We start from the raw sequence: 19,399 nt of genomic DNA, 5'->3' as shown, positions 1-19,399 counted from the left end.
GGGTGCCCTCCGCATACCCGTTCGGCGCCCCGATCTGAAGGGACGGCTACCCGGGATCATCTTCCGGCGGTAGGTCCTATTGAAAATGACATTGACAATCATTTTCAATAAGGCAGAGTGAGCCCGTCTGAAGGAGCAAACCCGCATGTCAGCCGTCTCGTTTCGCCTTCGATCCCTTGCCATCGTGCTCGGCGCTTCCGTCCTTTTCACCACTCTCTCGCCCAGGGACGCCGGCGCATCCGAGCGACGTTTTGCCTTCACCCACGAGTCCAACGTGCTGAACCCCGGCAGCGTCGAGCTCGAACCCTGGACGACCTGGCGGGCCGGCCGAGACCAATTCTACAATCGCTTCGACCAGCGCCTGGAGTTCGAGTTCGGGGTAGTCCCAAACTTGCAGATGGCCTGGTACTGGAACATGACCGCGCTCGCCGCGGATCAGACGGACGCCACCACCGGCCAGACCACCCGAGCGTCTGGGTTCGAGTTCGGCGGTATCTCCAACGAGTGGAAGTACAAGCTCAGCGACTCGTTTGCCGACCCGATCGGCTCCGCCCTCTATTTCGAGTGGACGGCGGCGCCCGCCGAAGCGGAGGTCGAGCTCAAGCTGATCGTCGACAAACGCATGGGAGACCTCCTGGTTGCCTTCAATGCCGTGGGTGAGCATGAGTGGAAGTTCGAGACCAAAGGCGAGTCTGAGCGTGAAATCGCCGTCGAGACGGATCTCGGTGTCGGATACTTCGTGACCCCGAACGTGGTGCTCGGCGTCGAGCTGCGCACCAAGACGGAGCTCGAGAAGGCGAAGGAGTACGAGAGCACGGCTTTTTATCTCGGCCCGTCCATTGCTTACGCCCAGAAAGCCTGGTGGACCGCGTTGACGGTTCAGCCTCAAGTCTTTGCCATCAAAGGCGAGGAGGCGAAAGAAAAGGACGACGGGGCGCTCGATCTCGAGCACCACGAACGGGTCAACGTGCGCGTCCTGTTCGGAATGGATCTGTGAACAAACGGTTCTTCGCGTTCATCGTCATGGCTGCGGCGCTCGCTGGCTGCGCCGCAGGTCTGCCCGCGGCGAATGCCAGCGACGTCGAGCGGGCTCGAGGGCAGTTCCCCGGCGCCACGGGTGAGCGACTGGCGAAGGGGCGCTCGTTGTACGTGCAGACCTGTGCCGGCTGCCACACCCTGAAGTCCCCGGACGAAGTGCCGCCGGCGCAGTGGGCCGACGAGATCGCCGAGATGCGTCAGACCCAAGGCGTGCAGCTCACCGACGACGATGCCTCGGCCATGGCTGAGTACCTGTGGGCGGTTAGCTCGCGGTTGCGAGAAGAGTCCGCAAATCCCGGGGCCGCGGCCCGCTGAACGCTTCGGGCTTGGTCGCCGCCCGCGCCGGCGTTATCAGCGGCGCATGTTCGATCTGCGTCGCCTGGCGCTGCCATTGGGTTCGTGCCTCCTGATCTCAGGCTGTGGTTCCTGTCCGCCGTGCGAGGCAAAGACGGCCAAGGAGTCTGTGTGCCGCGCCGACGAAGGCGAGGGCACTGCGCAAGGGGCGAGCGCACCTCCAGCGACGAGCGCACCGGTCTCCGTGCCACCGCCAGCTCCGGCAGCCGCCCCGACAGCCAGCGCTCCGCCTGCCGTCGTCGACGCGCCTCCGCCGCCTGGTGCCGCCTTGCCGGAGGTCAAGGTGGAGAACGTCGGCCTCCACATCGGGGGTGGCCCAAACGACGACGCGTCGAAGGCGCCGTTCTTGCGGGCGCTCGAGAACCAATTCGGCGCCTTTCGCTCCTGCTACGTGAAGGTGGACGATCCGGTGAAAGGTGGAACCTTCGGTGTGGATCTGCACATCGGTCGCGACGGCGGCCATGCGGCGGTGAAACAGCCGCGCACGGCCATGAAAGGCAACGGTTTTCGCGACTGTGTGGTCAAGGTCTTCGAGCAGGTCGAGTTCGACAAACCGAAGAAGGGCCCAACGGTCATCAGTTATTCGATCAAGTACACACTGACGAAATGAGGGCTCGCCGTGCCTTCGGGCGGATAGACTGCCGGGTATGGTTCATTCCTGGCACGAGCTCCCGAGCCGCTCGCCGTCGCCCGCCGACGCCGTCAACGCGCTGATCGAGATCCCGCGAGGCTCGAAGGTCAAATACGAGCTCGACAAACCCACCGGGCTCTTGCGGGTCGATCGGATCTTGCACAGCTCGGTCCACTACCCTGCGAACTACGGTTTCATCCCTCGAACCTACTGCGGCGACGGGGATCCACTCGACATCTTGGTCTTGTGCAGCGAGTCGGTCGAACCGATGTGCATCATGGTGGCTCGGCCCATTGGGCTGGTGCGCATGGTCGATGGTGGGAAGGCCGACGACAAGATCATCGCCGTGCACCTGCACGACCCAGCGTTCAACGACTACAAGGAAATCGAAGAGCTGCCTCGGCACCTGGCCCGGGAGATCCAGCGATTTTTCCTGGACTACAAATCACTCGAGGCGAGAAAAGACATCGTGGCGGAAGATCCCGTCGGCCGCATCGAGGCCGAGCGCATCATCGAAGAGGCCATCGAGCTCTACCGCAAGGAGGAGAGCCGGCTGCGAGGCTGGGGCTGAGGACCGCGCTACCGGCGGCCCGCGCGGCGGCGTTCACAGCGGCTGCCAGAACCAGCCGCCGTCTCGCAGACAAACGGCGAGAGCTCGCCCCAGGATCGCGTCGCGCGATACGAGGCCGAAGGCACGGCCGTCGTGGCTATTGCCCCGATTGTCTCCGAGCACCAGGTAGAGGTCGTCTGGCACGGTCGTGTCGTCCAGATCGGGACCGCCGTCGTGGTCCAGCGCTAGCGTGTACGTGTGCCGCGCGGGCAAACCGTCCAGCAGAACCTCGCCGTGGCGCACCGCCACTCGGTCGCCTGGAACGGCCGCGACGCGTTTCAGGAGCACGCGCCCATCTTCCGGCGAGTCGAGCACGACTACGTCGCCGCGGGCCGGTCCGTCGTGACTGCCGACGCGCAGGTGGGTGAACGGTACTCGCAGGCCGTAGGCGAGTTTGTCGACGATGATGCGGTCGCCCTCGACCACGTTGGGGCGCATCGAACCGGTCGGCACTCGATAGTGGTCAGCGAGGGACGAACGTGCGACGAGCACACCCGCACACGCGACCGCCATGAAAACCCAGCCCCGTGGGCCCTGGGGGTCTCGCGGTGAGCTCGGCATGTGGCTCAGAACCCGGCCGCGAGGCGCCGCATTCCCGCGAGGTCCACGGGCGTGTATCCTCGGGCAAGGATGAGCAACGACGATCGCCAGCGGATCCTGGCCCGACGCGCGAAGCTGATGGCGGCGGCGTTGACCGTGCTCGCGGCAGATGGCTGCCGTCCGCCCGACGGCGGGGAGCCCCAGCCTTGTTTGTCGCAGCCTCAGCCGTGCCTCTCGGTCGAGCCGGAACCCCAGGTGTGCCTGTCGCCCATTCCGCCGCCCGAGCCGGAGAGCGACGCGGGCCCCGAGCCCGAACCTCAGGTCTGTCTCTCCATGCCGAACCCGCACCCCGAGGGTCCGCTCGAACCTGAAAAGAAACCTGGGCCCTACGCCGAGCCGCCCCCCGGCAAGAGCTGAGCTCGCCGCTCACCACTCGAGCAAGACCTTACCTGTGGCCTGCCGCGTCTCGAGGTAGCGATGTGCGGCCGCCGCCTCGTTGGCGGGGAACACTTTGCCGACGTGGGGCGCGAGCTGCATGTCGGTGACACGCTCGAGCTTCGCCGTCAGTTTCTCCACCCACTTGGGATCGCGCAGCACGTGCAGCGCATTCAGGCCAAAGACTCCCTGGTTGTGGTTCAACAGATCGAGCACCGAGAGCCGCGGCGTCGAGAGCACGGCCCGGGCGATGCGCACGAAATCTCGCTTGCCGTCGTTCACGCCGGAGTTCAACCCCATGCACACCATACGGCCGGTGAGACCCAGGCGCGGCAGCTGCCTCTTGATGTCCTTGCCCCCCGAGGCTTGCAGGATGAAGTCGAAGCCGTTGATGCTCGGATCGGCGAAAAACTCGTCGCGGGTGTAGGGGGTTGCGCCGAGCGCGGCGATGTATTGCTTTTTTGCCGCCGTCGTCGTCAGCCCGACGACCTCGGCGCCGGCGCGGAGCGCCATCTGCACCGCCAGCGTGCCCACGCCGCCGGTCGCACACTCGATCAGCACGCGGTCGCCGGCGCGAACGCGTCCCATCTCGAACAGCGCCAGCTCGGCCGTGAAGAAGCTCACCGGGAGCGCGGCGGCCTCGGCCAAACCGGTGCTCTGGGGCAACGGAAAAGCCTGAATGGCCGGCACACTGACCTGCGAGGCGTAGCCGCCGAAATAGGTCCCCGCCACGACGGGGTCGCCGACCTTGAAGCGCGCCACGTTCTTCCCGACCTGCTCGACAGTGCCGCTCACCTCGTAGCCGGGCACGAAGGGCCGCTTCGGTGCGTCCGGGTAGAACCCGAGCCGCATCTGGATGTCGGCGAAGTTGATGCCCGAGTACTTCACCGCGATGGCAACGTCGTCGTCGCCGACCTCTTCCCGGGGCCTCTGCCGGAGGGCGAGGGACTTGGCGGGACCGAACTTCTCGATGGCAATCACTTGGCGTTCAGCAGTTTGCATTTCAGTTCTCCATATAGTTCGACAACTGTCGAAGTTTTAGGGCAAAAAAAGGGCGCTCAGCGGCCGGCTTCGAAGATCGCGCGCAAGGAGGCCATGGCGTCCGGGCGGATGGTGCAGACCAGCTGCTTGCCATCCCGGGAGGTCTCGATGAGCCCGGCGTCTTCCAGCTCTTTGACGTGGTGGCTTACCGTCGGAGCACCGATGTTGAGGTTGTTCAGCACGCCGGCCAGGAAACAGTCATGCACCCGGCCCTTGGCGAGATCGAGCCGGCTCTCTTCGAGCAAGTTGAGGAACAGCTGCAGCCGATTGGGATTGCTGAGCGCCTTGAACGCTCGGCTCAGCCGCTTGACGTCTCCATCCCGTGACACGCCGACATCAATACGACGTTTGTCGAAGTGTGTCAAGACCGGCTCAGAAGATTGCTCGCTGCCTACTGCCGCTCCGGTTTAGGGGCCCTAGAACACCGATCAGCTTGCGCTGCTCGTGTTCTAGGACCTTTACGTTGGGGCTGCGCCCCAAACCCCCGGCCTTCGGCCGTGCGCGCTCCGCGCGCGAGCGCCGAACACCTTGCAAGTCCCGGAAAACAAACGAACTTCAACCTGTTCGGCACTCTAGACCTGGCTCAGGCGCCCCTGGCTCAGGCGCCGCGGGTCAGCTCTGAGAGCCGCTCGAGAGGGCCGCGGAGTGAGGGGTAGAGTTTCTCGTACACCTCCCGATAGAGCTCACCGTAGCGCGCGCTGTTCGGGCCGGGGCTGAAGCGCTCGGCAGTACCAGTCATGTGACGGGTGGCGGTCTCGAGATCTGCGTGCAGCCCCGCGCCGACCGCGGCCAAGATCCCAGCTCCGAGCGCCGTGGCCTCGGCGGTCCGTGCGCGCAACACTCGGGTCTCGAGCACGTCCGAGATGATCTGGCACCACAGCTCGCTCCTCGAGCCGCCGCCCATCACGATCAGCTCTTCGACGGGGCTCTCGAGGGCGGTCTCGACGGCGCGAGTGTGCAGGCGTTGCTCGAACGCGATCCCTTCGAGAACGCCACGATACACGTGCGCCGCACCGTGGCGGCCGGTCAACCCCACCATGATCCCGGTGGCGTCGTCGTCCCAGTACGGATTCATCACGCCGTTCCAGTAAGGAACCAACATCAGACCGTCAGAGCCGGCGCGAAGTTCGGTGGCCTCTGCCTCCAGCTTGCCTAGCGCCTCGCCGGTGTCGCGCGCGCCCAGCAGCTTCTCCGCGAGCCAGTTCAAGATGAAGGTTCCGCCCTTGAGATCGGTCTCCAGGAAGAACGTGCCCGGCGAGGCCGCGTAGAGCGTACGAAACGCGTTGTTGATGCGGTAGTCGTTCGACAAGAGGCCCGAGACGATGGCGGTGCCCAGGTTCAGGTACGCGCGGCCCGGCCCGGAGATCCCCGCGCCGAGCCCGGCGGCCTGCCCATCCCCGGCACCGGCGATGACCGGCAGACCGGCGCGGAGGCCGATGGTCGCGGCGATCTGAGCGTCGAGGTGACCGAGCTCCGCGCCGGGCTCCACCAGCTCGGGCAGCTGCGCTTTGGCCAGATCCGCGAGCGCAAGCAGCTCGTCGGACCAGCTGCGGGCTTGCATGTCGACCAGACCGAGCGGATCGGCGGAAGCAAGCGACGTGGCGCAACGACCGGTGAGGCGCCAGGCGAGAAAGGCGTGCACGTCGAGCACTCTGGGCCGAGCCTTCGCGAGGTCCGGGCGACGCCCGAAGAGCGCCATCAGTTTGTAGACCGATGGCGTGATACACGGCGGTTTGCCGGAGAGCTCGTGCAGACGGCTCGCCCCGAAGCGTTCGACGGCTCGCGTCACCTGGTCGCCGCCGCGGCTGTCCATCCAGACGATGGCGGGGCACAGCGGTTTGCCATCGTCATCGGTGAGCACGAAGGTCTCGCGTTGGTGTGCGATGGAGAGGGCAGCGATCTCACGGGCTCGCGGGCCCAGCCCTCGCACACACTCCGCAATCGCGAGGCGCGCGGCGGACCACCAGGACTCGGCATCTTGCTCCCAGGCGTTCACGTCGGGGTTCGAGAGCTCGAAGGCAGAACGCCCCTCTGCTACCGCTGTGCCGTGTGGATCCCAGGCGATGGCCTTGGTGGCCGTGGTGCTGGAGTCGATGCCAAGAACCAACATCGGCTCAGCTCCTGAAGAAACGGGCGAACGGCATGTCGACCGGGCGCCCGTCTAGGGCGACCTCTGCCATGTGCTCGAGCAGGGGCACGCTGTCGACATGCAGCGAGCCTCGACTTCGCAGCATGGGCAGCGCGGCGCGCATCGATTTCAAAATGTCGAGGCACTCCAGCGTCGCGCCCTGCATGCGGTCGACGGCTTCCGCAACCGAGAGGCCGGCGCCCAGCAGCTTGCCGAAGCGTCCCGTGCGTCCCCCGTTGGTGGTGACATCGAGATCCCCTACACCCGCCAGTCCCGAGGCGGTGTCCGGATCACCCGACAGCGCCCGGATTACGCATCGCATCTCGCCGACCGCCTGGGCAAAGACCGCGGCTTCGTAGTTGTGGAGCGCGATGCTGCCAGCCGCGCCGCCGTTCCGCTCGTGGATCCCGAGCGCGAAGGCGATGCCCATCGCGTATGCGTTCTTGAGCGCTGCGGAGACCTCGACGCCGATGACGTCGGAGCTGGCGAACGGGTGGTAGTACGGCGTGGTCAGCGCTTGGCAGAGCCGGTCGAGCTTTGCGCGGTCGCGCCCGGTCACGACGACGCAGGTCTCGACGCGCCGAGCCAGCTCTCCGGCGATGCATGGCCCTGCAATGGCCGCCGGGCTGATCTTGCCGCGCAGTTCCGGTGCCAAGCAGCCCTCGAGCACGTCGGGCAGAACATCGAGGGAGCTGCCCGACCACTCGAGGCCTTTGCTGATCATCACGACCGGGACCTCTGCCCGCACGAAGGGAGCGAGCTGGTCCCCCGCCCAGCGCACGCCCGCCGAGCTGACCCCGACACCAATGATGTCCACGTCGCGCAGGGCTTCGGCGAGCTCTTCCAGAAAGAATGGGCGGATCGCCCGAGGCACGTCGAATGCGAGCTTCGGGTGGTGGCCCCGTGCCCGCAGGCTCTCGATGATCTCGCGATCGAGGTGCGTACCGACCAATCGTACGTCGTGCCCCGCGTCGAAGAGCGGCAAACAAAGGGCGGTGCCCATCATGCCCGCCCCGACCACGGTGACGACTGCCATGACCGGCAGCATGCCGTGGTGGCGGCGGCTGGGGAAGGGCCGAAGCGGTGGCGGGCGGCGCCAGGGCTCTGCTTTTCGCGCCCGCGTCGCCGGCGCTGCCAGCGAGTCCTACCCGCTGTTCGGGCGACCGCAGTTGGTGCTCGCAGATTCGTCACCCATGCGCGCTTCTTCCTGCTCCTCCGTGCGGCGAAAGAAGACCTCGTGGAGCGCGGCGGTCATGCCGGTGCCCAAGGCTGCCTCGCGAACGATCTCGAGTCGGCGTGGCCAGAGCAGAGTGTCCGGTGCAGGCTCGCCTTGTTTGCCTGGCGGCGAGACCTCGCGCAGCCCCGCGCACTGCCAACATGCGCCCTGTTTGTTCACGAGCGCACACAGGCCTTCGTAGCTGTGCTGCATTTGCTCACGAGCCGACGCCAGGTGATGCCGGAGCACCGAGGTGCTGATCTCCAGCGCCTTCGCCGCTTCGTCGTTGGAGAGGTCCATGACGTCGCGCAGGACCAGGGCGGCTTGAGCTTCCGGCTCGAGCGTGCGTCCCACGCAGGTGAAGCAATATGCAATGTGCTCCCGTACGTCGTACGAGTAAGCGGGACTGCCCAGGGCCTGGCCCACTTCGCCGCCCATGGTTTCGTCCTCCAGGCAGCGGCTGGCGAAGATGACCTGGGCTTTCTCACGCCAGCGTTTGCGCGCGCGTAGGTGGTCGAGCGCCAGGCGGGTGCCGATGGAACACAACCAGGTGCTCGGCGCGGCTTCGCCGCGGAAACCGGAGATGTTCTCGTACGCCTTCAGCAGCGCCTGCTGAGAGAGGTCGTCGACGTGGTCGGGATGGCCGACCAAACGCCGAACTACGCCGCGCAGCTTGGGGACGTGCTCCGCGAACAAACGGTCGAAGGCACGTCGGTCCCCACGCTGCGCAGCGCCGAGCAATTCTTGGTCGATGGGATTGCTCGCGGCATTCATCACGCCGAAGTCTCCCGCGCGCTCTCGCGTTTCGCAATCGCAGCGCGCCAACGGGCGAGATTGTCCATGCCTTGTCCCACCTCGGCGCCGGCCTTCGCCGCGCAGTATTCGACCATTGGATAGGCAAAGAGATCGGCCAAGCTGAGCGTGTCGCCGGCCAGAAAGGCCGACTGGTCGAGGGCTTTGTCCATGGCGCTCAAGTGAGCGCGGGCCTTTTCTCGGAGCTCGCCGCTGGCGGTCTCGTGAAACGGGGTCACGACGTCCGGGTAGATGTAGTCTATGCAAGCGCTGACCCACTGCAGCATCTTGGCTCGCTGTTTTGCGTCTTTCGGCTGCAGTTGTCCGTTGCCGAAGGTGTCGTCGAGGTAGCTGGTGATGGCGAGCGTCTCGAACAGCACCAGGCCTTCGTGCTCGAGCACTGGCATCTTGCCAAACGGGTGCAGCGCCAGATGGGACGGCTGTTTGAACTCCAGCGGTTGGAGATCGTGCGTTTCTCCGACCTCGGCGCACGTCATGCGGGCCGTACGGACGTAGGTGCTGGGAGCGAAACCGAACAATTTGATCTGTGACATGGTGGCCTGCCCTTGTTTGGGGTTCGTCAGCTGAGACGATCCGCGCGGCCCTGCCTGCCAAACGTCGGGAACCAATCGTCTTTGTTGGCGCGCACGCACCACCAGCGCCGGTGCGCCGCCCAGCGGGCCCGAGCAGCCGAACGCGGTGTGGGGCGGGTCGCGCTACGCGGCCTCGCTGCTATCTTTCGTGCGGACCAACGGTCCCGCTCCAGCGGAGACGAGAAAGACCGGACACGGCGCCTTCTGCAGCACGGCTTCCGCGACGCTGCCCACCTTGACCTTCTGCAAGCGTTCGACCCCGCCACGGCCGTGAGTGACCATCATGATCAGATCACATTGCTTTTCGGCCGCGGTATCCAGGATTGCCTGAGTTGGCGAGGCGTGGGCGACGCATGGGTGCGCTGTGACACCCTTCAACGAAAGCCCGTCACACACACCGGATAGGTACTTGGTGATGGTGTCGATGAAGTTGTCCGACTCCGAGCCTTCGACCACCGTCAGGAGGGTCACCGCACTGCCAAAGCCCGAGGCGATGGCGTGAACATGCGGCAAGACCTCTTCTGACACCGCCGAACCGTCCAGCGCTACCAGGAGGTGGCGGAAACGGGTCCGTGTGCTCCCCCACTCGTCCGTGGGACGGATGACCAGCACCGGCGCGGTGGTCTGATGGATCACAGCGGTCGTGACGCTGGGCAGCACCCAGCGTCGAACCATCGCGCGGGCGTGGATGCTCATGACGACCAGATCGACCTGACCCGAAGCGGCATCGATGCCGATCTGCTCCGCCGGCACTCCGGCCCGAATCACCTGCTCGGAGTTGTAGCCGCCCATGCCGAGATCCTCGGCGACGTCTCCCAGGTATTCCTCTGCGGCGCGCTGATTCTCGCCGACGTTCGCCGCGTCGGGCGGCACGACGTACATCAAGCGGATCTTGCCAGTGTAGTTGCGGGCCATCGTCTGGGCTTGCGCCAGGCTCAGCTCCGCGGACGGGGTCAGATCGAGCGGAACCAGGATGTTCTCGTAGGTGACACCCGGATAGAGCGCTTCACCCGCGGCGGGAGAGAGGTTGCTCGCGGCGATGACCTGTCCGAAGCGCTCTTCGACCTTGAGCGGCGCGCCGAGCCGCTTCCGAAAACGGCCGAGCACGACGTAGAAGATCGGCACGAGCACCACGTACATCCAGGCGCCGTCCATGAAGCGTTCTTCGAAGATCACCAGAGTCGCGCCGGTGGTCATGAGCGCGGCGAGCCCGGTGCCGCCAATGGCCGCGGCGCCGGGCAGAGTGAGCTTGATGCGATTTTCTCGGACCAGGCGCTTGACCGCAGCCCAGCCCGTCAGGCTGAGCAGGATGAACACGCCGGCGGCGTAGAGGGCGAGGTAGGTCTCCTCGTGAGTGCCGAACAGCACGAAGCACACGAGGCACAGGCCGACCTGCAACCAGACGGGCGCAGCGGCGACGCCGTAGCGGTTCTTGGAGCCGAGCCAGGCCGGAATGTAGTGCCGGAAGCGCAGCCCGAGACTCAGGTTCTGGATGCCCTGGGCGGCTGCGGCCGCGGCGGACAGGAGCACCGCGACGCCGATCAGCGTGCCGATGTAGGGCAGCGGTGCGGGCAGGAGTTTGTCCATCGTCTGGGTGAAGACGGACACCTCGTGTTTCGAGGGATCGGCAAGCTCGAAGATGGCGGGCCCCACCACCAGCATCGTCAACGAGGTCGTGCCCATGATGATGAGCAGGCTGCCGAAGGCCTTGCGCGAACGCTCCTTGGCCGGCCCCTCGTAGGCCGCGACCAGATTGGCGAAGATCTCGATCCCGGTCATCAGGGCCAGGATCCGCGCGTACCCACCCAGAGTGATGTGGATATTTGCCGGAGCAAAGGCCGCCCAGTCCAGGGTCGGGAGGCGGATCCCGAACCTGGCAATCGTTGCGATGATCATCGCCCACAAGAGCACCAGGATGGCGGCTGTGGCCGGTCCGAACGTGCGCGCGGCGACCTTCGGACCCAGGTTCACCGCAAAACCGATCAACAACGTCGCGACGATTGCGGCGACCGTTCGTGCGGGCAGCCCGAAGACGGAGGTGTTGAAGACCGGGAAGCGGTCGGCCAGGAACGTGACCAGCGCCGCGATGCTCACCAGGAAGGTCAGCGTGTACTCGATGATGGTGATGCCGGCGTTGATGAGCACGGCCCAGCTGCCGAACTCTTCCTCGTTCAAGCCGCTGCCACCGCTGCCATCGGTGACCCAGCGCATGACCAGCCGATACATGAGCGACACGGTCACGACGGTCAGCACGGCCAACCAGATGGCTGACCCGAAGACCACCGAGGCCACTCCCGACGCGACCAGCAGGTTCAGGTACGGGCCGAAGACGTAGAGCGGCGAGGTTGCGGGATCACCACCCCCCGCAAGGGCCCCCTCGATGGAACCGGATAGTTTGTGATTGACGTGGGACATTGGCGAGAATGGCTCGGGCGGCGAACCGGATACGCCGCGAGGCCCCTCGCCGCCAGCCCAATGTTGTGCGGCGGAGGTGATTGCTGCCGGATTGGTCCGTGGGTGAGCGGCCGGTCATGGGGCGCGGCGCGGCGAAACGAGCGCCTCCCTTTGCGTTCGCAGGGCGCTAATCGAGGCGGCTCAGTACACGCGGCTCAGCGGCGCGTCGTCGGAGTGGACGACGGGCGCGTAGCCCGGATCCCACACCACCCGACGCACCGTGGCCTCGACGTCCTCCGGATGGATGCGCCGGCCGAGGTTGTTGTCGCTCGCGTAACGCACGACGGCGCACGCGATCTCGAAGCTGACCCGGCGCAGCTCGCTCTGGTGGGGGAAGATCGCGTTCTGGGCGAGGCGCTCCTCGGTCACCGAGCGCGCCAGGGTGGCAGAAGCGATGTGGAACATCTCGGTCGTCACCTCCCGGGCCTCGGCGATGGCGGCGCCGAGACCGACCCCCGGGAAGATGAAGACGTTGTTGGCCTGGCCGACCACGTGACGGCGCCCACCGCTCTCCACGTCGTCGAAGGGGCTGCCGGTGGCCACGATCGCGCGGCCGCTCGTCCATTCCAGGGCTTGCGTCGGCGTACACTCCGCCTTGCTGGTGGGGTTGCTCAGTGGCAAGACCAGCGGCCGCTCGACGTGCGCTGCCATCGCCTCGAGCATCTCGCGGGTGAACGTGCCGGCGCGGGCGGAGGCGCCCACCAAGATCGTCGGCCTCAGCTTCTGGATGACATCGACGGGTGAAAGCTCGGTGCTCGGGTCGAGCCCGTGGCTCAGGAGTGCTTCACGAGATATCGCCAGCTCGTGTTTGTGCGGTTCGTCGATGTTGCGCCCGTCGTGCAGCAGGCCTCCGCTGTCGAAGGCGACCAGCGCCCGGCGAATCGTCGCGTCGTCCGCGCCGTCGGCGCGCATCGCCAGGGCGCACAGCCGTGCGATACCCGTGCATGCGGCGCCCGCCCCCATGAAGACCACTCGTTGAGCGGCCATGCGCTGTTTCGTGATGCGCAGGGAGGCCAGGATGCCAGCCACCGTCACGCTGGCGGTGCCTTGAATGTCGTCGTTGAAGGAGACGATGCGGTGCCGGTAGCGCTCGAGCAGCGTGAACGCGCGATCCTTGTGGAAGTCTTCCCACTGCAAGATGGCGCGCGGAAAGACCTCGCGCACTGCCCGCACGAAGGCCTCGATGAAGTCGTCGTACTCCGGGCCACGCAGGCGTTTTTTGGGGTAGCCGAGGTAGAGCGGGTCGCCGCGGAGGGTCGCGTTGTCCGTGCCGACGTCGAGACTCACGGGTAGGCACTTGGAAGGATGGATGACGGTGCCGGCGACGTAGAGTGCGAGCTTGCCGATGGGGTTTCCCATGCCGCCGCAGCCTTGGTCGCCGAGCCCCAGAATGCGCTCGTTGTCGGTGGCGACGATCAATCGGATGTCTTTGAACGGTGAGTTCCGGAGCACCCGCGGGATCTCGTCGACGTCGTCGGGGGTGATCCAGAGGCCGCGCGCGCTGCGGTAGATGTGGCTGAATTTTTGGCACGCCTCACCCACCGTGGGGGTGTAGACGATGGGCATCAGCTCAGCGACGTGGTCGACCAGCACGCGATAAAAGAGCACCTCGTTGCGATCTTGAAGGCTGGCGAGCCCGATGTACTGCTCCAGCGGCGAAGTCTTGGCGCGGATCTGCGCGATCGCGAGCTCCGCTTGCTCTTCGAGGCTCGTGACTTTGTACGGGACCATGCCTCTCACGCGGAGGTCGTCCCGCTGAGCGCGGCCGTACGCCGTGCCCTGGTTCGTCGAGGGGTTATGCAAGAGCCAGACGCCGGCTTTGCGGGTCTGGATCACCTTCGCGCCGCCGAGATCATCGAGGGAGTCGCTCATTTCTAGGTTTGTATACCAGAGCGCCACGACGGGGCGAGCCGCTCTCGTCGTCGCGCCCGCGCGTTTCATTCGTGCCTGTGCCTTGCTCCGAACCGCACCGCGCAAGCACTGCGCGCGGGCCACCCGCCGCCAACCTTGGTCACAGACGCCCGTCGAAGTCCGCGCCGCGCAGGCGCGGGGATGTGGGCGCTCTTCGCCGCTCTTCTGGCTTCGATTGCCGGGTCGCGGAGCACGGCGCGCTCGTTTCATTGGTGCGGCCCGGAACCCTCGGCTCGAAGCGGTGTCTGGGGTTCCATTCGGAGCGTCGGCTCCTTTTCGAACCCGTCAGGAGGAGACGCATGCTGAGGCCGCGTTCTGCTTTCATTTCTGCTTGTTTGGTGCTCGGAGCCGCGCAGGTTGCGCTGGCGGAGCCCGCCACGTTGCCCCTCAAGCGGGTGCGCCTGTACGAGACCGGCGTCGGTTATTTCGAGCGAACGGGGAGCATGAATGGACGCCCTGCGGCGCTGCCGGTGCCCGCGGGACACCTCGACGACGCACTGAAGACGCTCGTGGTCCTGACAGACGATCCGAAGGGCGGCAGTGTGGCTGGGGTCGAGTTCGGCAGCAGCATCAGTCGCGGCATGGCCCGCTCGATGGCGGGACTCGGCGCGGAGGAGGCGCCGCTCACTCTGCACGCGATGTTGAAGAGCTTGAAGGGCGCCGAGGTCCAGCTCAAGGCCGGCTCGCTCTCGCTGACGGGCAAGGTGGTGGAGCTCTCGGACTCGGCGACGAGTGACCTCGAAGAGTGTGTGCCGGTGGCCGGTGCAAAAGCCGGTGAGCCGAGCTGCGCGATGCAGAAACAACCCGTGGTGGTGCTCTTCACCAAGGCCGGGGAGCTGCGGCGCATCAAGGTTGCGGAGCTCACCTCCGTGCGGCCCACGGATCCGGCGTACGCCGCGCGACTCGGCTCGGCGCTCGACGCGCTTGGCGACCGCAGCGCGCGCGTCATGAAGGAACTGCGAGTGAGAGCCTCTGGCGCCAAGAGTGTGTCACTCGGCTACGTCGCGGAGACCCCGGTCTGGCGCGTCACATATCGCCTGGTGCTCGCCGACAAGGCCGGCGACACGAGCAAGCTGCAAGGTTGGGCGCTCTTGCACAACGACACCGACGAAGAGTGGAAGAGTGTGCAGATCGATCTGGTGAATGGCCGACCAGACAGCTTCCTGTTTCCTCTGGCAGCGCCGCGCTACGCGCGCCGCGAGCTCGTCACGCCGGAGAACGAGCTCGCTACGGTGCCGCAGTTGATGGATCAGACGCCAGACTCGATGTGGACCGGTGAGAGCTTCGGAGCCGGAGGGCTCGGGCTCGCGGGGATTGGTGAGGGCGGCGGAGGTCGCGGCGAAGGCATTGGGCTCGGCAGCATCGGCACCTTGGGACACGGCGGCGGCACTGGCAGCGTCGGCGCGGCCAGCGCGAGCTCCATGCTGTCGGTGGGTAATCTGGCGGGCGTCGCACCGGCGGAGGGCGTCGAGGCAGGCGCCATGTTTCGCTACACGCTGAAACAACCGGTCGATCTCCGGGCCCACGGCTCGGCGCTCATGCCCTTCCTGGGCGACGGGATCGCGGCGCGTCGGATCGCGTTCTTCTCTGCCGCGGGGGAGAGCGCTCGAAGCGCGGTGCACCTGACCCATCAGGGCAATCAGACTTTGCCGCCGGGCACGCTGGCGGTGTTCTCCGACGGTGGTTTCTCGGGTGAAGCGGCGCTCGCGCGCATGAAGCCCAAAGAGACGCAGGTGATCACGTTCGGTGTCGACCTGGACGTGGAGCTCAGCCAGGCTGCGGCGGACTTCAAGGACAAGACCCGCTTGCTCGCCTTCGACCGAGGGCAGTTCGTCGAACACTTCGTGCGGCACCACGTGGTGAGCTACGCGCTGGAGAACCGCAGCGGTTCGGGGCGCGACGTGTTCTTGAAGCTCGGATACGTCAACAACGCCAAGGTCACCGGCGCCGATGAGCTGACCTGGGACTCGAACGCGGGGGCCGCGTCGGCGGTCTTCAAGATCGGGCCGCGGGCGAAGCTCGAGAAGAAGCTGGAGGTCGACGAGGGGCTGAGTCGGCGGCTCGATCCGCGGCGCATCGACTCGCGCAAGCTGCAGCGGCTGGCGGCGTCGGTGCCCGCACGGCAGGCCAACGTGGTCAAGCGGGCTGCAGAGCTGATGCTCGAAGCGGAGGTGCGACGGGGCGCGCTGGGAAAACGCAGGGCCGAGCGACTGGAGCTCGAAGCGGACATCGTGCGCCTGCGCGAGCACGCGCGAGCGCTCGGGCGGACCCGGGGCTCCGAGGACATTGCCAAGCGGCTGCTCGCCGCCGAGGACCAGGCAAAACGCACGCGCGTGCGAATCCACGAGCTGGAGAGTGAAGCGAAGGAGCGAACGCGGTTGGCCATTGCCACGCTGGCGACGCTCGGGCGCTGAGCGGACAGGAGCCGATTTCGTTTCCAGCTCCGAACATCGGCGCGCACTGCGGGGTCGAGTCAGGGGGAGTTCGACTTGGGGGTGTCGGGCTTGGGTGCGACGGGTTTGGGCGCGGGCTTGGGTGGGTCGACCTTGAATTCGATCTTCGGCAACGCCGGAAGACCGCTGGGCAGTGGCGGCAACGAGCTCGGCAGCGGCGGCAGTTTGCCCAGGATCTCGCCGATGTCGAGGTCGCCGATCTTGAGTGGCTTGAGCCCGCAACCGACCCCGACGGCCTTCGTGACCTTTGCGTGCTCCAGATCGTCCGAGCGGGCCGAGATCCCGACCTTGATGGCAACACTGCCCTTGATGAGCTGCCGCGCCAGATCCCCGGCCAGCCCCCCCAGCGCGCGCCCCAGGTAACTGTCGGCGGCGGCTCCGGCCAACGCGGAGCAAGGCAAGCTGCCTTTCAGCTCGAGCTCGAGCGCGCCATGGTCGTCTTGTCGCGCCACGCTGCCCGTACCTGCGAGCTTGAATGCGCCGGCGGTGACCTTGACGTCAGACAGGTCGGCGCGCTCACGGGCTTCGTCCACACGCAGCTTGGCGGAGAGGGTGGTGGTGTCCCCAAACACGAAACCGTCGAGCTCTCGCGGGTGGGGCGGGATGTAACCCTTCAGTGAAGCGTCGAGGGTGCCGGTCACAGCGCCGCCGTCGAGACCCTTGGGCATGACCAGGTGCACGGTGCCACTGGCGGTGACGTTCTTCACTGGGAGCTTCACGCCGAACGGCCCGGCGAGGCGCTCGAGGGCGACCGGCGAGAGGGTGATGTCCGCAGTGGGTTCGGCCAACGCGTGTTTGATCTCGAACCGCACCGGCGCCCGGTTCGGGTCCTCGACTCCGAAGCCGATCACGACCTGGGCCTCGTCACTGGTCCATGCCGCGCCGAGTTTTCCCAGATCGGGACAGCTCGTCGCGCCCTCGTCAAGCTCGGGGCACACACCGAGCACGCTCTTCTCGGTGCTGACCTGGGTCATCGCGCCGGAGCGCGTGGCCGTACCGCCCGAGAGCGTGAGCCACGGCTCCGCGTCCGTGGCCTTGCGCCAGACGAGGGACGCCTCTCGAGCCTCGGTTGGCATGCGCAATGTCTGCGGGTAACGCTTGGCCCACTCGCTGACACCGAGCGCCAGGGTTGCCGCCGAGCCGCTGGCCTCTACGTCGACGCCGGTGAGCTTGAGCCCGACCGGCTGCGTCCAGCGCAGCGACACGTCGAGCTCGCGGATATTGCCGTGGATGGCGGGCAGGCCCGCGAGTGAGAACTTGGAGCCGGTCAGCGTGACCGAGCCGAAGTGGAGCGAGGCCTGCTTGGGTTCGAGGACGACGCCGTGCTCCGCGGCGCGCTCGACGGCCATCCGCAACGCCATCGGGCGCGCGAAGAACAGCGCGAACACCGCGAGCGCGGCGGCGAGAGCCGCGGCGAGCCCGCCGACGCCGGCGACAAAGCGCTTCTTGTTCATGCGAAGTTCGACGGTTGTAGCCCCGAATCGCTTCGATTCCGAGCTATTGTCCTGCCCGAAACGATGAGCACCTACCTGACGCCGGAGGGCGCCAAAAAGCTGCAAGTGGAGCTACACCAGCTCTTGCATGTCGAACGACCGCGGGTGGTCCAAGAGGTCTCGGACGCAGCGGCACAGGGCGACCGGTCGGAGAACGCCGAGTACATTTACGGCAAGAAGCGGCTCCGGGAGATCGATCGACGCATCCGGTTCCTGACCAAGCGCCTCGAATCGGCCGTGGTGGTCAAGCGGGACGAGGGTGCAGCTCAGGTGGTGTTCTTCGGGGCGACGGTCGAGGTCGTCGACGAAGAAGGGCAGCACAAACGCTACCGCATCGTGGGCCCCGACGAGGTCGACCCCGGGGCGGGGACCATCAGCTTCAGGAGCCCGCTCGGCACGGCGCTGATGAAGCGCAAAGTGGGAGATATCGTAACGGTGCGGCGGCCGGCGGGTGAGGTGGACTTGGAGATTTGTGCCATCACGTACGAGTGAAGAGCTGTCCAAAAATTGGCCAGGCGCAAGCCGGCGAGGCCGGCCCGCGTGGGGTGGGGCCCCAACGAATTCACTTCGTTGGGGCGGGGAGGCGCGTGCCTCCCCGATGACAAAGTGAAAGGGCTGTCCAATTCTTGGACAGCTCTTGAGTGAGCCGGTGGTTCCATTGAGCCCGAAACTGCTCTAGCTTGGCCTCGCCTTTGGGACGCCTCCGCGCCCCGAAGCCCCGAGCGCCGTCTTCGGCAGTGCGGGAACAGAGAGCCCTCGAGGAGGCAACATGTCCGAGCTTCGTTTCGACAATCGAGTCGCAATCGTCACAGGTGCCGGCGGTGGATTGGGGCGCGCCCACGCGCTCTTGCTCGCCAAACGCGGAGCCAAGGTCGTCGTCAACGATCTCGGTGGATCGATGGATGGCACCGGCGGCGGCGGCAACTCCGCGGCCGACAAGGTCGTCGCAGAGATCAAGGCCGCCGGTGGCGAGGCCGTCGCCAACTACGACAGCGTCAACACCTGGGATGGCGCCCAGAAGATCGTTGCCAAGGCCAAAGAGGCCTTCGGCAAGCTCGACATCGTGATCAACAACGCCGGCATCTTGCGCGACGTCTCGTTCATGAAGATGACCGACGAGGACTGGGAGAAGGTCCTCTCCGTTCACCTGACCAGGTCCATATACGTGTGCAAGACGGCCTGGACCTTGCTCCGCGAGAACAACTATGGCCGGGTCGTCAACACCACCAGCGCCGCCGGCCTCTACGGCAACTTCGGCCAGGCGAACTACAGCGCTGCCAAGCTGGGTATCGTCGGCTTGACCAAGACGCTGGCGCACGAAGGCGCCAAGTACAACATCAAGGTCAACGCCATCGCGCCCATCGCCAAGAGCCGTATGACCGAGACCATCATGCCGCCGAACGTGCTCGAGAAGCTCGCGCCGGAGTACGTGTCGGCGCTGGTTGCGTACCTCGTCTCGGACAAGTGCGAGGACAGCGCGCAGGTCTATGCCGTGGGCGGCGGATACTTCTCCCGCGTCGCCGTCATGGAGGCGGAAGGCATCGGGATCGCCGTCGACAAAGTCACGCCCGAGGCCATTGCCGAGCAGTGGACGAAGGTCAACGACATGACCGGCGCCAAGGCTTACGGCAACGCCATGGAGGCCGCGGGCGCGGCGATGAAGTTCGCGATGACGTGAGCGGCAACGCGAGTTGCGCGAGCAAAGAAGGC

Annotated in this window: 18 protein-coding genes; 8 read left to right on the top strand and 10 right to left on the bottom strand. The window is 66.2% G+C overall.

What is annotated here, in order from left to right:
* Nucleotides 1-145 precede the first annotated feature (145 nt).
* The 4 genes from IPI67_28720 to IPI67_28705 are packed head-to-tail and all read left to right on the top strand — an operon-like array spanning nucleotide 146 to nucleotide 2,594.
* Nucleotides 146-997 carry a hypothetical protein gene (locus IPI67_28720; protein MBK7584171.1) on the top strand — a complete coding sequence of 284 codons (852 nt, stop codon included), beginning with the start codon at nucleotides 146-148 and terminating at the stop codon, nucleotides 995-997.
* Entirely contained in the window at nucleotides 994-1,353 is a 360-nt protein-coding gene (locus IPI67_28715) for a cytochrome c (GenBank protein ID MBK7584170.1), read from the top strand. Before IPI67_28720 ends, IPI67_28715 begins: the two co-directional genes overlap by 4 nt.
* A gap of 46 nt (nucleotides 1,354-1,399) precedes the next feature.
* Complete coding sequence (locus tag IPI67_28710; protein MBK7584169.1) at nucleotides 1,400-2,002, top strand: hypothetical protein; 603 nt, start codon at nucleotides 1,400-1,402, stop codon at nucleotides 2,000-2,002.
* A 37-nt stretch (nucleotides 2,003-2,039) separates the two neighbouring features.
* Nucleotides 2,040-2,594 (top strand): inorganic diphosphatase, encoded by a 555-nt coding sequence (locus IPI67_28705; protein ID MBK7584168.1) that lies wholly within the window; start codon nucleotides 2,040-2,042, stop codon nucleotides 2,592-2,594.
* 33 nt (nucleotides 2,595-2,627) lie between these two features.
* On the opposite strand, the gene lepB is transcribed toward IPI67_28705, so the two are convergent.
* Complete coding sequence (gene lepB / locus IPI67_28700; GenBank protein MBK7584167.1) at nucleotides 2,628-3,146, bottom strand: signal peptidase I; 519 nt, start codon at nucleotides 3,144-3,146, stop codon at nucleotides 2,628-2,630.
* A 117-nt stretch (nucleotides 3,147-3,263) separates the two neighbouring features.
* Here lepB and IPI67_28695 point away from each other — a divergent pair, with 117 nt between their 5' ends.
* Nucleotides 3,264-3,590, top strand: coding sequence for a hypothetical protein (locus IPI67_28695; GenBank protein ID MBK7584166.1), 327 nt, complete (start codon nucleotides 3,264-3,266; stop codon nucleotides 3,588-3,590).
* Nucleotides 3,591-3,599: 9 nt separating this feature from the next.
* Here IPI67_28695 and IPI67_28690 read toward each other — a convergent pair whose 3' ends face one another.
* The 8 genes from IPI67_28690 to IPI67_28655 all read right to left on the bottom strand — a co-directional run bounded on the left by IPI67_28690 (nucleotide 3,600) and on the right by IPI67_28655 (nucleotide 13,704).
* On the bottom strand, nucleotides 3,600-4,610 hold the full coding sequence (locus IPI67_28690) for a zinc-binding dehydrogenase (GenBank protein MBK7584165.1): 1,011 nt from the start codon (nucleotides 4,608-4,610) through the stop codon (nucleotides 3,600-3,602).
* A gap of 56 nt (nucleotides 4,611-4,666) precedes the next feature.
* Nucleotides 4,667-4,951, bottom strand: coding sequence for a winged helix-turn-helix transcriptional regulator (locus tag IPI67_28685; GenBank protein MBK7584164.1), 285 nt, complete (start codon nucleotides 4,949-4,951; stop codon nucleotides 4,667-4,669).
* A gap of 296 nt (nucleotides 4,952-5,247) precedes the next feature.
* Nucleotides 5,248-6,759 (bottom strand): xylulose kinase, encoded by a 1,512-nt coding sequence (locus IPI67_28680; GenBank protein MBK7584163.1) that lies wholly within the window; start codon nucleotides 6,757-6,759, stop codon nucleotides 5,248-5,250.
* A gap of 4 nt (nucleotides 6,760-6,763) precedes the next feature.
* Nucleotides 6,764-7,813 (bottom strand): glycerol-3-phosphate dehydrogenase, encoded by a 1,050-nt coding sequence (locus tag IPI67_28675; GenBank protein ID MBK7584162.1) that lies wholly within the window; start codon nucleotides 7,811-7,813, stop codon nucleotides 6,764-6,766.
* Between the two features lie 108 nt (nucleotides 7,814-7,921).
* Nucleotides 7,922-8,767 (bottom strand): RNA polymerase sigma factor, encoded by an 846-nt coding sequence (locus IPI67_28670; protein MBK7584161.1) that lies wholly within the window; start codon nucleotides 8,765-8,767, stop codon nucleotides 7,922-7,924.
* Nucleotides 8,767-9,339 carry a glutathione S-transferase family protein gene (locus tag IPI67_28665; GenBank protein MBK7584160.1) on the bottom strand — a complete coding sequence of 191 codons (573 nt, stop codon included), beginning with the start codon at nucleotides 9,337-9,339 and terminating at the stop codon, nucleotides 8,767-8,769. Before IPI67_28665 ends, IPI67_28670 begins: the two co-directional genes overlap by 1 nt.
* 162 nt (nucleotides 9,340-9,501) lie before the next feature.
* Nucleotides 9,502-11,793 carry a universal stress protein gene (locus IPI67_28660; protein ID MBK7584159.1) on the bottom strand — a complete coding sequence of 764 codons (2,292 nt, stop codon included), beginning with the start codon at nucleotides 11,791-11,793 and terminating at the stop codon, nucleotides 9,502-9,504.
* Nucleotides 11,794-11,973: 180 nt separating this feature from the next.
* On the bottom strand, nucleotides 11,974-13,704 hold the full coding sequence (locus tag IPI67_28655; GenBank protein ID MBK7584158.1) for an NAD-dependent malic enzyme: 1,731 nt from the start codon (nucleotides 13,702-13,704) through the stop codon (nucleotides 11,974-11,976).
* 338 nt (nucleotides 13,705-14,042) lie between these two features.
* Between IPI67_28655 and IPI67_28650 the strand changes: the two genes are divergently transcribed.
* Entirely contained in the window at nucleotides 14,043-16,157 is a 2,115-nt protein-coding gene (locus tag IPI67_28650; GenBank protein MBK7584157.1) for a hypothetical protein, read from the top strand.
* 59 nt (nucleotides 16,158-16,216) lie between these two features.
* Here IPI67_28650 and IPI67_28645 read toward each other — a convergent pair whose 3' ends face one another.
* Complete coding sequence (locus tag IPI67_28645; protein ID MBK7584156.1) at nucleotides 16,217-17,650, bottom strand: hypothetical protein; 1,434 nt, start codon at nucleotides 17,648-17,650, stop codon at nucleotides 16,217-16,219.
* A 63-nt stretch (nucleotides 17,651-17,713) separates the two neighbouring features.
* Here IPI67_28645 and greB point away from each other — a divergent pair, with 63 nt between their 5' ends.
* Together greB and IPI67_28635 are read left to right on the top strand one after the other, a co-directional pair.
* Nucleotides 17,714-18,181, top strand: coding sequence for a transcription elongation factor GreB (gene greB, locus IPI67_28640; GenBank protein ID MBK7584155.1), 468 nt, complete (start codon nucleotides 17,714-17,716; stop codon nucleotides 18,179-18,181).
* Between the two features lie 277 nt (nucleotides 18,182-18,458).
* Nucleotides 18,459-19,367: an SDR family oxidoreductase gene (locus tag IPI67_28635; protein ID MBK7584154.1), complete on the top strand. Its 909-nt coding sequence runs from the start codon at nucleotides 18,459-18,461 to the stop codon at nucleotides 19,365-19,367.
* The last annotated feature ends 32 nt before the right edge of the window (nucleotides 19,368-19,399 follow it).

Source organism: Myxococcales bacterium (assembly GCA_016706225.1).
Taxonomy (GTDB): Bacteria; Myxococcota_A; Polyangia; order Polyangiales; family Polyangiaceae; genus JADJKB01.
Note: the sequence above shows the minus strand (reverse complement) of the source record. Positions and strands in the feature narration are given on the sequence as shown.

Excerpts from the sequence above, each read along its gene's own strand:
- IPI67_28660 (MBK7584159.1), bottom strand. The coding sequence starts at position 11,793 with ATGTCCCACGTCAATCACAAACTATCCGGTTCCATCGAGGGGGCCCTT.
- IPI67_28705 (MBK7584168.1), top strand. The coding sequence starts at position 2,040 with ATGGTTCATTCCTGGCACGAGCTCCCGAGCCGCTCGCCGTCGCCCGCC.
- IPI67_28670 (MBK7584161.1), bottom strand. The coding sequence starts at position 8,767 with ATGAATGCCGCGAGCAATCCCATCGACCAAGAATTGCTCGGCGCTGCG.
- IPI67_28720 (MBK7584171.1), top strand. The coding sequence starts at position 146 with ATGTCAGCCGTCTCGTTTCGCCTTCGATCCCTTGCCATCGTGCTCGGC.
- IPI67_28690 (MBK7584165.1), bottom strand. The coding sequence starts at position 4,610 with ATGCAAACTGCTGAACGCCAAGTGATTGCCATCGAGAAGTTCGGTCCC.
- IPI67_28710 (MBK7584169.1), top strand. The coding sequence starts at position 1,400 with ATGTTCGATCTGCGTCGCCTGGCGCTGCCATTGGGTTCGTGCCTCCTG.
- IPI67_28675 (MBK7584162.1), bottom strand. The coding sequence starts at position 7,813 with ATGGCAGTCGTCACCGTGGTCGGGGCGGGCATGATGGGCACCGCCCTT.
- IPI67_28650 (MBK7584157.1), top strand. The coding sequence starts at position 14,043 with ATGCTGAGGCCGCGTTCTGCTTTCATTTCTGCTTGTTTGGTGCTCGGA.
- IPI67_28645 (MBK7584156.1), bottom strand. The coding sequence starts at position 17,650 with ATGAACAAGAAGCGCTTTGTCGCCGGCGTCGGCGGGCTCGCCGCGGCT.
- IPI67_28655 (MBK7584158.1), bottom strand. The coding sequence starts at position 13,704 with ATGAGCGACTCCCTCGATGATCTCGGCGGCGCGAAGGTGATCCAGACC.
- greB (MBK7584155.1), top strand. The coding sequence starts at position 17,714 with ATGAGCACCTACCTGACGCCGGAGGGCGCCAAAAAGCTGCAAGTGGAG.
- IPI67_28665 (MBK7584160.1), bottom strand. The coding sequence starts at position 9,339 with ATGTCACAGATCAAATTGTTCGGTTTCGCTCCCAGCACCTACGTCCGT.
- lepB (MBK7584167.1), bottom strand. The coding sequence starts at position 3,146 with ATGGCGGTCGCGTGTGCGGGTGTGCTCGTCGCACGTTCGTCCCTCGCT.
- IPI67_28695 (MBK7584166.1), top strand. The coding sequence starts at position 3,264 with ATGAGCAACGACGATCGCCAGCGGATCCTGGCCCGACGCGCGAAGCTG.
- IPI67_28680 (MBK7584163.1), bottom strand. The coding sequence starts at position 6,759 with ATGTTGGTTCTTGGCATCGACTCCAGCACCACGGCCACCAAGGCCATC.
- IPI67_28635 (MBK7584154.1), top strand. The coding sequence starts at position 18,459 with ATGTCCGAGCTTCGTTTCGACAATCGAGTCGCAATCGTCACAGGTGCC.